The organism is Bacillus aerolatus (assembly GCF_009183655.1).
GTDB lineage: Bacteria > Bacillota > Bacilli > Bacillales > Domibacillaceae > Pseudobacillus > Pseudobacillus aerolatus.
Genome location: NZ_WEIO01000005.1, coordinates 36,369 through 49,161, shown reverse-complemented (window position 1 = coordinate 49,161; position 12,793 = coordinate 36,369). Strand labels below are relative to the sequence as shown.

The window sequence follows — 12,793 nt, the reverse complement described above, 5'->3', positions numbered from 1 at the left end:
CCTATTTTGAGTATTGATTAATAACATCCAGCACTTGAGAGACAGACTCTGCCTTCATTAAACGGTGGATATTTTCCTCATTTGACAGCATAGTCGACAACTGGGAAAGAGCCTTTATATGGCTTTCATTATCAACCGCGGCCAAGACAAATAATAAGTTCACTTGATGCTCTTCTTTCTCCGAAAAAGCACAGCTTTCTTTCAATTGTAAGAAACTCATGCCAATTTTATTCACGCCTTCTTCAGGGCGGGCATGGGGAAGGGCGATCTTTGGTGCAATGACGACATAAGGGCCGAGAGTATTCACATTGTTGATCATAGCCTCAACGTAAAGTTCTGTAATAGACTGATCAGCCAATAAGGGAGCTGAAGCGGTTCGAATGGCTTCTTCCCAGCTCGCTGCTTGATCGGCTAATTGAATTTTATCTTCCGTAATAAGTTCGTTTAGCATCGGTTTTCTTCGCACCTCGCTTTCTGATTCTTGTTTCGCTTGAAAATAAGTTTTTAACTCCTCCATTAATGCTTGTTCGCTTTGCACGTCGGCATGCTTTTTAATAATGGATAGTAATGCATACAAGTTTTCAGTTTTCTCGCCCGCAGACGTTGACTCGATATGCTTAAGCAAAGTCGTTTTTTCTGCATGGCTTAAAATCGGATTGACGATATAAAGCGGACGGCCCTTGTCAGCAACTGGTGTCGTTGAAATAACAAAATCAATGCCAGCAAGATCGGCTTTTTCATACTCCCTGACAGAAAATGCTGCTGTGACATCGGTGGAAGGGAGAAGGTCTTCTATTTGCTTTTGTAAAATTCTTGACGTGCCGATGCCGCTTGCACACACGACGACGGCTTTTTTTCGCCTTTGTACTTTCACGCCTTCTTTATCAAGCCAGCCGCCGAAATGCATCGTAATATAAGCGACTTCTTCATCAGAAATCGTCTTGCCGAGCATATACTCGAAGTGATGAACGACTTTTTTCGTTAATACGAATAAATCATGATACTTAGATTTTATCGATTCTGTTAGCGGGTTCGCAGGTTCTATTCCGTATTTAATTCGGAAATAAGCAGGCTTTAAATGAATGAATAAGTTCTGTTCTAGTTCCGCCCGCTTGTCAAAAACAAGACAGGCATACGTTTGAAAGTCATCGACCATTCGAGTAATGATACTTTTTAGATAAACGGTATCCAGATTCTCCGATTCCAATGGTTCGTAAGAGGAAATTTTTGCCCCAAGCAAATAGGTGGCGACATAAAAAATTTCGTCTTCAGGCATAGAAACAGAGTAAGCATCTTCAATTGCTCTGCCAATTAGGCATGCCGCTTCATATTCAGCCGACTCCTTGATCACGTCTTTTTCAACCGTATCCATTTGTACGTGTTTTCCTCTTGTCAACCGGTTAATCAAAAGCAGCAAATGCAAACTTAGCGTTTGAATGACTTCATCTGTATAACGGACACCGACGATTTGTTCAGAATCAGCAAGGATGCCATGAATTCTGTCCATCTCCGTTTGATTGAAGAGCCCGCGAGCGGCATTTTTATCTTCAAATGTACCGAGCTGTACATCGGGCATGATATCTTGCCAATCTTTGAATGCCAGAACTTCGGATAAAAAATGTGTAAGGACTTGCCGCTTGTTTTGCTCGCTGCCTGAAATGAAATAACCTTCCCTGCGCTGAAATTGAAGCGTGACTTGAAAAGGATGCAGCTCATTTTTTAACTGGCGGATATCTGCGAGCAGCGTGCTGCGGCTGACGTTTAATTTGTTCAATAAATCTTGAAGGATGATTTTTTGCCCTCGCGTTAAAATCAAAATGGCCATCCAGGCGATGCGTTCGCGCGGGGAAAACTCATAATGCCTTTCCTTATTTAGCTTCTGTAATTCCTCTTTAATCTGACTTTGTGCTTCCTTGCTTACATAAAAGCCGGCTGAGCGAACGTATTGCATCGGCGGCAGGCCGTTGACTGTTAACCAGTCATTAATTTTGTCCACATCATAATAAATGGTTCGCTTCGATACATTCAGTTCTTCCATCAGGACGGCCGGTGTCACATATGCTTCTGAATGAATCACCTTATTTAAAATAGCAATACTGCGCTGATCAAGAGTCATTGGCGCACTCCTTTCCGTAAAGCTTCATCCCTTACTTTTCATACTCCCACAAAATATAGTATTTGCAAAGATTGGATGAATAACCTTTCGGAAGATTGCTTGTAACTCTATTATACGGATGTATGAAGGAAAAATAAGTCCGAATGTTGAAGGAGAGAGTTTGCAATAACCGGACTTGTTGGGGTTTTTCAATTAGACTGATAAACGGACCATTTTAATAAAAAGATAGGGAAGCAGGGAAGATACAGATGAGTGATTTATCTCGTGGAGTTCCATTAGAGTGATAAAAAAGATCCCAAAAGTCAGTGATTCACACTAGCTTCCGGGACAGTTTCTTTTTCGTTAATTAATTCTTTCTCCGAATCCCGATCTCCCGGCCCGCTTCTTTCGGTTGAGGAAGGTCTGCTTGCCGCTTGCCGAGTGATTCGATTTTTTCAAAAAGTTCAGCAGGAAATGGGGCAGGGCGGCGGATGTTCTGGTCGATGCCGATGAGCATTTGCTCACACGTCGCTGCCCGTTTTCCATCTTCGCCAAATAACACAAAGAAAAAATGGACACGCTTTTCATCATAATCGAGCAGCTGCAGAGACACTTCGAAAGGCTCGTTCCGATTCATTTCCGCCAAATAGCAAATATGACTTTCCAGCGTGAAAATCGTGTATTGATGCTTTTTTCGGAAATCATCGTTAAAACCGACATCTTCCATCCAGCGGAATCCCGCCCAGCTGAATGCACGCGCATACTCAGCATCATTCATATGACCGTTATAATCGAGCCATTCTTCCCGCACATGATCTTTAAGGATCATCCAGTTTTCGTTCAATTTCAGCATCCTCTCTAATACTTCTAATCTAGATAAAAGTAGTTGGAACATTCAATTATAGTTATCATGTTATCATACATCATACTTGAATTAAGGCAGATTTTTTTATGAAAAAACGTGCATCTCCCGGGGGGTGCACGTTTTTCTCATCTATAATTATTTGCTTTTTTTCTTAATTCCGATAACCCGGCCCACTTCTTTCGGTGCCGGCAAGGAGGTGTGTTCTTTCGCTAATGAGTCCACTTTCTGGAAAATTTCGTCCGGGAAGGGAGCAGGGCGGCCGGATTGCTGGTCCATGCCCATGATCATTTGCTCGCTCGTAGCGGCCCGTTTTCCGTCGTCGCCGTACAGTTCGAAAAACAAATGAACACGCTTTTCGTCCCAGTCTATGATTTGAGCCGTTACTTCGAGCGGCTCGTCCGGTGTCATTTCAGCTAAGTAGCAGACGTGATTCTCGAGCGTAAAGATCGTGTACTGCGTCTCGCTGCGGAATGTTTCTGTAATGCCGATTTCATCCATGAATCCGTCAACAGCCCAGCTGAATGCACGGACATATTCGGCATCGTTCATGTGCCCGTTGTAGTCAAGCCATTCTTTACGCACGCGGTCTTTTAAGACGGTCAGTGTGTTTGTCATTTGTCCCACCTCCATAATTATAATTTGCCGTTCAAGTTGGCACTGGGCCAATATTTTTGTAAAAGCTGCTGCAGTTCGATTAAAAATTCATCCCGGCGCTGTTCAAGTTTATCCATTGGGATTCCTTCTGTTTGCTGCTCGCAGCCGGTAATGACTTTTTCCGCTAATTCATCGGTTAATTCAGGTGCTTCAAGCTTCGTCCACGGCAGCTTTAATGCCGGGCCAAACTGTCGCAGCAAATGGCGCATGCCTTCTTTTCCGCCGCCCATGTGCAAAGTTAAAAATGGCCCCATTAATGCCCAGCGCAGCCCAGGTCCATAAATGATAGAAGCATCAATTTCTTCTGTCGTTGCGACGCCATCATTAACGATATGAAGAGATTCTCGCCAAATGGCCTCCATTAACCGGTCAGCGATATGCCCTTCAATTTCTTGCTTTACGACGAGCGGCTTCATTTGGATGCTGTCATAAAAAACCCTCGCTTTTTCAATCAGGAACGGATCTGTCTGTTTGCCGCCGACGATTTCGACGAGCGGCATTAAATAAACGGGGTTAAACGGATGGCCAACCATGACGCGTTCAGGATGCCGGAGACAGTCCTGTTGGAGAACACTTGGCAAAATGCCTGATGTGCTGGAGGCGATAATGGCTTCCTGTTTGGTGTGCTCATCAATTTCTGCAATGACAAAACGTTTGAGTTCTTCCCGTTCTGGAACATTTTCCTGGATAAAATCGGCTTCAGCTACTGCTTTTTTTAAATCAGTTTCGAAAAAAAGTTTCTCGAGGGAAGCGTCTTTATGTAAACCGACTTTTTGCATGACAGGCCAAGCCCGTTCGACGGCGTCACGCATGTTCTGCTCTGCATCTGGAGCGGGATCAGACGCGGTGACTGTATACCCGTTCGCTAAAAATCGTGTAATCCATCCATTTCCAATCACACCTGTGCCGACAACTGTAATATGTTTGATTTCCGTTGATTGGTTATCTGTCATTTATAGCGCCTTCCCGTGTGGATTTTTAAGATTTAACTTTTCACGGGCATCTTGTGGAGACATGATTTCACTGCCAAGGCTTTGTACGATATTTACAGCTTTGTCGACGAGCTGTTCGTTCGTTGCGAGTGTGCCTTTTTTTAAGTAAAGGTTGTCTTCCAAACCTACACGGACGTTTCCGCCTTGTAGAACGGAGTGCGCGACAATCGGCATTTGCATTTGGCCGATGCCGAATGCAGCCCAGTGACCGTTTTCTGGAATCCGGTTTTTCATATAAGCGATTGTTTCCGCATCAGCCGCTGCTCCCCACGGAATGCCGAGACAAAATTGGAAGAGGGGATCGCCGTCGATCAATCCTTCTTTAATTAATTGATTGGCAAAACGCAAATGACCAGTATCAAAGCATTCCAGCTCAGGCTTTACACCGCTTTGTTGAATAAGGCGGGCTTGTCTTCTCAGCCAGTCGGAAGGACTTATGTAAATTTGGTCGCCAAAATTCATGCTGCCGCAATCGAGCGTACAGATTTCAGGAAGCAGTTCGCCGATAGGCTCATGGCGTTCTTCAGGTGTTTGCATATCTGTTCCTTCGCCGCCCCGGGTTGGATCCTCTTCGCTCGGAATCCAGTCGCCTCCGCCGCCGGCTGTAATATTAATAATGACGTCTATATCCGCTTCCCGTATTCTTTCTACTGTTTCTTTATATAAGTTGACATCATGGCTTAATTGACGAGTTTCAGGGTCGCGGACGTGAAGATGGACGATCGTGGCCCCTGCTTTTGCCGCTTTGATGGATGATTCAGCAATTTCTTTTGGTGTAACGGGTACGTGAGGGCTTTTCGAAGCTGTGTCGCCGGCTCCAGTTACTGCGCAAGATAAAATAACTTGTTTATTCATATGTGTAACCTCCAGTTTATTTTTATGTACGTGATCGAAAATTTCTCCGCTCTCAAAGAATTCAACTTAACGCTGGATCCAGTCATAGTAATCTGTCCATTGTTTAGTTCAGTCAGTATTTCATTGACTACTTTCTTCGTTCACTCACAAAACCATAACATACATCTTCTGCAGGTCAAAAAGACATGTTAAGGAGTATATGGGAGGATGATAGAGAAAACGTAAGGATGAAAGCTTGTGAACTTTGTACAATAAATATTTTACGTAAATATCATAAAATTTGTACAATTTATAAACTTTATATTGTGCAAATTATAGTATACGGTTTTACTATGCTTAAATTTAGATGGAAATATGAGCAGTAAAGAAAAAAATGAAGAAATCCTAGGAGGAATTAAATGAGTAGTAAAACTGACCATTCCATATTTTGGCCCCCATTATCAATCTTATACTTCTTCTCGTACCGCCGGTAGCCAAGCTGGAAGCAGGATTATAAGCGGTCAATCACATCATCCAATTATTCACCTCAACATTCGGCTGGATATTTATGGCGTCCAGCTCCAGCGCCTAGCTCCTCGAGGTCACAAGAAAGTCCCAGAAAGGTAAAGAACACCTTTCCGTGAGGCTCGTCTTGTGTTTGTCGGGAACTGATCAAGGCACTTTTGTTCTTGCGTTATGGCTTGCATTAGGACGTTATGGAAATGTAAAACTAGGCAGTGCAGCGGACAAGTCGGTGTTTTCAAAAGTAAGCTGCTTATCATTGGATTCAGTGTGTATAAAGAGTTGAAAAAGCCATTTGTCTTTTGAGTAAAGCGCTTTCAAAAAAGTGGAGACATGGCCATCTAAAAAAGGAGGAATTTACAAATGAAGAAGCTTGTTGTGTTGCTTAGCATTATCCCAGCGATTGGTTCATTAACAGTGATCAATCGTGTGGAGCCTTACATATTAGGTCTGCCATTTATTGTTTTTTGGGCGGCGGCGTGGCTAATTTTAACATCTGTTTGTCTGTATATTAGCAGCGTGATTTATGAAAGAGAGGGGGAGAATGAATGAATAGCTCAATTTTAATTATCGGAGCGACTTTGGCTTTGGCTTTTTATTTGGGCATCCGTGCGCGAAAAGGGCAGGAGATGAAGCTTGAGCAATGGGCCGTTGCGGAGCGGAATTTCGGTGCTTTCATCATGTTTGTCTTAATGGCCGGAGAGATGTTCTCGACGTTTGTGTTTCTTGGTGCGAGTGGAGCGGCTTATAGAATGGGCGGTCCTACCATTTATATTTTTTGTGCTTTAACTTATATCATTCCATTCTGGATTTTACCTCCGATTTGGCGCTATGCGAAAAAACATAATTTGCTGACACAATCTGATTTTTTTGCAAAAAAGTACCAGAGTAAATCACTAGGACTGCTGGTAGCAGTAATTGGCGTTATTTCAATGATTCCTTACATCGTTTTACAATTAAAGGGCTTCCAGATTATCGTTTCCGAAGCATCGTACGGAATGATTTCTCCAACGATTGCCGTTTGGATCGGCATGATTGCTGTCACTATTTTCGTTTACGTGTCAGGCATCCATGGATCGGCGTCGGCCGCTGTTTTAAAAGATATTCTTATGCTTGTCGTTATTCTGTTTTTAGGCATTTATTTGCCGCTTCATTACTTTGGCGGCATCCAACCGATGTTTGAAACATTGGAAGCGACCAAACCAGGATTCTTATTGCTTCAGGACGAAGGATTAAGTATCTCATGGTATATTTCCCTTTGTTTAATTATTGCTCTAGGTCAGTATATGTGGCCGCATTGTTTCGGGGCCAGTTTATCTTCTCAAAATGAATCCGCCTTACGGAAAAACGCGGCAATTTTACCTTTGTATCAAATTGTTCTTGTGTTTATTCTGTTTATCGGTTTTACCGCTGTTTTGCAAATACCGAATTTACAAGGGGCAAATGCCGATCTTGCTTTGTTTAAAATCGCCAAAGAAGCGCTTCCGCCTTGGTTTGTCGGCGTTGTCGGAGCAGCTGGACTGCTTGCCGCTCTTGTTCCTTGCTCGATGTTAATATTGACGGCAGCTACTATTTTGTCGAAAAACATTTACAAAGCAGTGAGGCCTAACACATCGAATGAACAAATCGCTAAATTAACGCGTATTTTTGTTCCAATCGTCTCTTTCGTTTCCTTATTCTTTACATTTTTTGGCGGAAATACGATGCTTGCGCTGCTCACGATGGCTTATAGCTTTGTGCTGCAGTTATTCCCGCCGCTCGTATTCAGTTTAATGAAGAAAAATCCTGTGAGTAAAGCGGGCGCTTCCGCCGGAATGGTTGTCGGAGTGGCGTTAGTTGCGTACTTAACGCTGACAGAGGCAACGATGGCTACACTATTCCCGTCGGCACCTTCATTTATTCAAGATCTTGACATCGGAATCGTTGCCATCACGATCAATGCAGTCATCATGCTTACCGTCAGTGTTTTTACAAACAAAGTCCAAGTATCTATTCAAGAAGCTGATCGTGATTTAGAAGAACAAAAGATGAGCAGCTAAAGAAAGGGAACTGCGTAAAATGAAAACAATCAACATTTTATTAGAAAAAGATGTACCTTGCCAATTGAGTGATGGAACGATTTTATACGCGGACGTGTACCGGCCGGACGATGACGAGCAGCACCCTGTCTTGTTGACCCGCCTGCCTTATAACAAAAATCTTCCATTGTATTCACACCGCTATTTGGATACGAACAGGTTTGTGCAAAATGGGTATGTCGTCATTGTTCAGGACGTGAGAGGCCGATTCGCATCGGAAGGTGAGTTCTTTCCTTTTAAATATGAAGGAAATGATGGATATGAAGCGGTGGAGTGGGCCGCCAAGCTGCCTTATTCTAATGGGAAAGTAGGGATGTTCGGGCTTTCCTATTACGGATTTACGCAGCTGCTTGCAGCCGCAGAAAACCCGCCTCATTTAAAAGCCATCTTTCCTGCCCAGACATTTAACGATTTGCGGGCCGGGAGCTTTTATCAAAATGGTGCGTACGGGCTAGGATTGTCACTGACATGGGCATTGGAATCGATAGCGCCTGATCAAATAAAGCGCAAGTATAAAGATCCGGAAGAATACAAACAGAAAATGCGCCAGTTAGCGGAAGCGATTGATCATATTGAAGATTTGTATAAATATAGTCCGTTGACAGAATGGCCGCCGTTAAAGGAGCTTGGCGTCGCTGACTATTTTTATGAATTGCTGGAATGCGGCTTGGAAGATAAAATTTGGGATGAGATTTCATTAGGAATCGATAAATTGAAAAAGATCACTGTGCCCGCTTATCACATGGGCGGCTGGTATGATGGTCTGCTCGGGCCGACGATTGAAAACTATACGAATGGAAAAAAGTCGCTTGATCAGCCGCAAAAGCTGATCATCGGTCCGTGGGCGCACGGTGATTTTCGTTCGCAGATCGGTGAAAGAAAGTTCGGCTTGCACGCATCGGAAGACTGGATCGATTATAAGGAAGATTTAACAAATGTGCATATACGCTGGTTTGATTATTGGCTGAAAGAGAAAGACACGAATATCATGAATGAAAAGCCGGTGAAGCTATTCGTCATGGGAACGAACGAGTGGCGGGAAGAAGACAGTTGGCCGCTTGCGCAAACAGATTTTATTCCTTACTATTTTCACAGTCAAGGAAGAGCGAATACAAGATTCGGAGACGGGGAGCTTTCTGTAGATTTGCCAGAAGGAGAGCAGACAGATCAGTTCACATTTGATCCAGCTAGCCCCGTCCCAACAACAGGGGGAGGTACTCTTTTTGATCAAGTACAATGCATTGGTCCGGTCGACCAAAGGAAAGTAGAGGAAAGAGAAGATATACTCGTTTATACGAGCGCGGTGTTACAAGAAGCGGTAGAAGTGACCGGTCCGGTGAAAGTCATCCTTTATGCAAAAACAGATGCGGCCGCGACTGATTTTACAGCGAAGCTCGTAGATGTGTTTCCTGATGGCACCGCCTATAACTTAACAGACGGAATCGTCCGGTCAACTTATCGAAACGGCTTTAAAAAAGAAGAGGAAAGCATTCAGGGTCAAGTGATTAAGTACGAGATTGACTTGTGGGCAACGGCTAACGTGTTCCTGCCCGGTCATCAAATAAGAGTGGAGATTTCGTCCAGCAGCTTTCCGCGTTTTGATGTTAATTTTAATAATGGACAAACGATGGTGGACGGTAAGGAGTATGTACCGGCCAATCAAACGATTTATCACAACGAAGAATATCCGTCGTACATATTGCTGCCCATCATTCCAAAGTAGAATGTTAAGAAACAATCGTACAATCCGCGGTCCTATTTTCACGGCCGCGGATATTTTTTGTAACGAGGACAACTTTACGGTATACAATTTTTAAAAAAGTTACTTATTGTGTAAATGATATGAAAAATCGACTATATTAAAGAGAGAAAGCACCAATCCGAAAGGGAGTTGATCAAATGAACGGAAAAACCCGCAAAGATATCCAGCCTGGAATAAAGGTAGATATTGTATTAAAACAAGATCAGCGGACGGGAAAAAGAACGACAGGAATAGTGAAAGATATTTTAACGAATTCAAGCTCGCATCCGCACGGCATTAAAGTGAGACTGCAAGATGGCCAGGTCGGGCGCGTTCAGCATATTTATTCAGCTGGAGAGTAACTGGTGAAAGAGGAAATGATCCACAGCTGTGGAAGGCTATGTAATGAGTGAAGAAGGCGAGCGTATTTCAGTTCAGAAAACGATTCGAAAAACAGACTTCGTGCCCCATGAAGAAGCTTATTTTCAAAGCATTGCTGCCTTAGTTCACGATCATATAAACGGACAAGCCGGGCACTCCCGGCTGTTTTTCTTTCCAAATTTTCCACACAACCTCTCAATTGATTCTTTTCTCCTTATTAACATCCGCAAGCTCCTTCCGATATAACTAGTAGCAAAATCATGCCGGAAGGAGCGGTAATGAATGATAGAAAAAGTGGACAGGGTTAAATCACTCATTCAACCTGTTAATCAGACAGGTCAAGTAAAAGCGGCAGTGGAGCAACAAGCAAATTATTCGGATACGGCACAGCGCCAGCCGGATAAAAGTGAGATGGAAAAAGTCGTGCGAGGAATGAACGACTTTCTAAAACCGTCGAATACACATTTGAAATTTGAATTTCATGATGAATTGGAAGAGTATTACGTAACGATGGTAGATGACATCACGCATGAAGTGATCAGAGAAATACCATCGAAAAAGCTGCTCGATATGTACGCAGCCATGACTGAATACTTAGGGGTTTTAGTAGATAAAAAGATTTGATTTAAGGAGGCATCACAATGCGGATTGGCGGACTGGCGAGTGGCATGGACATCGACCAAATGGTTAAAGACTTGATGAAAGCCGAGCGGATGCCGCTCGATAAACTCACGCAAAAGAAACAATTTCTAGAATCGATGTTTTTAATGAATCAATTTCAGTAATCTTTAATTATTAAAGGAGTGTTTTTTTCATGGCAATGAAAAACCCATATCAAACATATTCGAATAACGCAGTGACGACTGCTTCTCCCGGCGAGCTGACGCTCATGCTTTATAACGGCTGTTTAAAATTTATTAATCAAGCAAAAAAAGCGATTGCCGATCAAGACATTGAAGCTAAAAATACAAGTATCCAAAAAGCGCAGGCAATCATCCAGGAGCTGATGGTAACGCTCAATATGGATGTAGCTGTATCTGAAAACTTGCTGTCTTTATATGATTATTTGAACCGTCGTTTAATCGAAGCCAATATTAAAAGCGACACAGCGGTTTTAGAAGAGGTCGAAGGTTTTGTGACTGAATTCCGCGATGCATGGAAAGAAGTGATTCAGAAAAACCGCGAGCTTCAGCATGCCGGTGCAGGCGGCCAGGCGTAATGTCTGCCGTGAAAGCTTGTTATGAAGTAACAGAAAAGCTGTTTCAACTCGTGATCCATCCGCCGGCAGACCGCGATGAAGCGGTTGCGGCGATTGAAGAGCTGCTTGAAAAGAGACAGGCACTGCTGGCAGGTATCCAGCCGCCTTTTAAAGAAGAAGAGCAGCGGCTTGGCCGGGAAATGGTCGAGCGCAATGCGGTAATTGACAGCCAGTTGAGAAAGTTAAAAGAAGCGATTCAAAAAGACATGCAAGGCTTAACAAAGAAAAAAGATTCCGTAAATAAATACGTCAATCCGTATGCATCCATGCAATTAGACGGTGTTTTTTACGATAAAAAGAATTGAGTTTGAGCGAACTAGTTCCTGCTAGTTCGCTTTTTTGTTTTTTTTGACAGGGATTACCGAAAAGGAAGCGGCTTTCCTGAATTAGCGGGTAGAATTAGTGACTTAGAGACCACATTATCTGACTCGCACACGATCATGTGAGAAACAGACATTTTTTCCTGACTCTCGTCGTATACTCCCTGAGATAGCTATTTTTTCTTGAATCAGCTTGGATGTTTTCGTAATGAAAAATAATAGACAGAATAATTATTATATATTGAAAATTCGACAAACAATTTTAAAAGGTTAAGCAGGAGTTTTTGAGGGAAAGGAGAAATATATATACATAGTTATATGTGAAGGAGGAGTTTACATGTTAGACTATAACATCCGTGGTGAAAACATTGAAGTAACTCCGGCGATTCGTGAATACGTCGAGAAAAAAATTAGCAAGCTGGAGCGTTATTTTATTGAAACTCCAAATGCTACTGTTCACGTGAACCTGAAAGTTTATCCTGATAAAAACTCGAAAATCGAAGTCACTATTCCAATGAAAAACCTAGTGCTTCGAGCTGAAGAGCGAAATGAAGATATGTACGCGGGCATTGACTTAATTGTCGACAAACTAGAACGGCAAATCCGCAAACATAAAACAAAAGTGAATCGCAAATTCCGTGAAAAAGGCGAACTGCAAGATTACTTTGCAATTGCACAAAGTGAAGTGGCGCCAACGGAAGCCGAAGAAGACACGGATGAACTGGCGATCGTCCGCACGAAACAATTTGATTTGAAACCGATGGATTCTGAAGAAGCTGTTCTGCAAATGAATCTTCTCGGCCACAGCTTTTTCATTTATACAGATGCAAAGAGCAATGGCACGAACATCGTGTACAAACGTAAAGATGGTAAATACGGCTTGATTGAAACAAGTTAATAAGTAGAAAAATTCCGCTGTCATCTGGCAGCGGAATTTTTTTATTGTTTGAAAAGAGGAAATGACATCTCAAACTTTCTTTCAGAGATTTAAACTCCTTCAAACTTACTGTTTTTGTCGGAATATTAGTAATATTGACAGGCTTGCTTGGTTGG

General features: G+C 42.8%; 14 protein-coding genes and 1 pseudogene. 10 read left to right on the top strand and 5 right to left on the bottom strand.

Going from position 1 to position 12,793, the window contains the following annotated elements:
- Position 1: 1 nt before the first annotated feature.
- From F9802_RS09940 to F9802_RS09920, 5 genes are all read right to left on the bottom strand, one after another.
- Positions 2–2,116: a BglG family transcription antiterminator gene (locus F9802_RS09940; RefSeq protein WP_152151477.1), complete on the bottom strand. Its 2,115-nt coding sequence runs from the start codon at positions 2,114–2,116 to the stop codon at positions 2–4.
- 346 nt (positions 2,117–2,462) lie between these two features.
- A complete protein-coding gene (locus tag F9802_RS09935; protein WP_404799161.1) occupies positions 2,463–2,939 on the bottom strand; it encodes a thioesterase family protein in 477 nt (158 codons plus the stop codon).
- A 156-nt stretch (positions 2,940–3,095) separates the two neighbouring features.
- Positions 3,096–3,575 carry a thioesterase family protein gene (locus F9802_RS09930; RefSeq protein WP_152151473.1) on the bottom strand — a complete coding sequence of 160 codons (480 nt, stop codon included), beginning with the start codon at positions 3,573–3,575 and terminating at the stop codon, positions 3,096–3,098.
- 17 nt (positions 3,576–3,592) lie between these two features.
- On the bottom strand, positions 3,593–4,567 hold the full coding sequence (locus F9802_RS09925) for a 3-hydroxyacyl-CoA dehydrogenase NAD-binding domain-containing protein (protein ID WP_152151471.1): 975 nt from the start codon (positions 4,565–4,567) through the stop codon (positions 3,593–3,595).
- Positions 4,568–5,461: a BKACE family enzyme gene (locus F9802_RS09920; protein WP_152151470.1), complete on the bottom strand. Its 894-nt coding sequence runs from the start codon at positions 5,459–5,461 to the stop codon at positions 4,568–4,570.
- Positions 5,462–6,325: 864 nt separating this feature from the next.
- Between F9802_RS09920 and F9802_RS09915 the strand changes: the two genes are divergently transcribed.
- From F9802_RS09915 to hpf, 10 genes and pseudogenes are all read left to right on the top strand, one after another.
- Positions 6,326–6,514, top strand: coding sequence for a DUF3311 domain-containing protein (locus F9802_RS09915; protein WP_152151467.1), 189 nt, complete (start codon positions 6,326–6,328; stop codon positions 6,512–6,514).
- Positions 6,511–8,001 (top strand): sodium:solute symporter family protein, encoded by a 1,491-nt coding sequence (locus F9802_RS09910; protein WP_152151465.1) that lies wholly within the window; start codon positions 6,511–6,513, stop codon positions 7,999–8,001. The genes F9802_RS09915 and F9802_RS09910 overlap by 4 nt, the downstream gene beginning before the upstream one ends.
- Before the next feature lie 19 nt (positions 8,002–8,020).
- On the top strand, positions 8,021–9,763 hold the full coding sequence (locus tag F9802_RS09905) for a CocE/NonD family hydrolase (protein WP_152151463.1): 1,743 nt from the start codon (positions 8,021–8,023) through the stop codon (positions 9,761–9,763).
- Between the two features lie 176 nt (positions 9,764–9,939).
- Entirely contained in the window at positions 9,940–10,143 is a 204-nt protein-coding gene (locus tag F9802_RS09900; protein ID WP_152151461.1) for a YwbE family protein, read from the top strand.
- A 43-nt stretch (positions 10,144–10,186) separates the two neighbouring features.
- Positions 10,187–10,408 (top strand): hypothetical protein, encoded by a 222-nt coding sequence (locus F9802_RS09895; protein ID WP_152151459.1) that lies wholly within the window; start codon positions 10,187–10,189, stop codon positions 10,406–10,408.
- 36 nt (positions 10,409–10,444) lie between these two features.
- On the top strand, positions 10,445–10,786 hold the full coding sequence (gene flaG, locus F9802_RS09890; protein WP_152151457.1) for a flagellar protein FlaG: 342 nt from the start codon (positions 10,445–10,447) through the stop codon (positions 10,784–10,786).
- 17 nt (positions 10,787–10,803) lie between these two features.
- Positions 10,804–10,917, top strand: a pseudogene (locus F9802_RS09885) (flagellar cap protein FliD N-terminal domain-containing protein); the annotation flags it as partial.
- A 59-nt stretch (positions 10,918–10,976) separates the two neighbouring features.
- On the top strand, positions 10,977–11,381 hold the full coding sequence (gene fliS, locus F9802_RS09880) for a flagellar export chaperone FliS (protein ID WP_152151455.1): 405 nt from the start codon (positions 10,977–10,979) through the stop codon (positions 11,379–11,381).
- Positions 11,381–11,725 carry a flagellar protein FliT gene (locus tag F9802_RS09875; RefSeq protein ID WP_152151453.1) on the top strand — a complete coding sequence of 115 codons (345 nt, stop codon included), beginning with the start codon at positions 11,381–11,383 and terminating at the stop codon, positions 11,723–11,725. Before fliS ends, F9802_RS09875 begins: the two co-directional genes overlap by 1 nt.
- Before the next feature lie 352 nt (positions 11,726–12,077).
- The gene (hpf, locus tag F9802_RS09870) at positions 12,078–12,638 is read left to right on the top strand and encodes a ribosome hibernation-promoting factor, HPF/YfiA family (RefSeq protein WP_152151452.1); all 561 of its coding nucleotides are present in this window, start codon (positions 12,078–12,080) and stop codon (positions 12,636–12,638) included.
- Positions 12,639–12,793 lie beyond the last annotated feature (155 nt).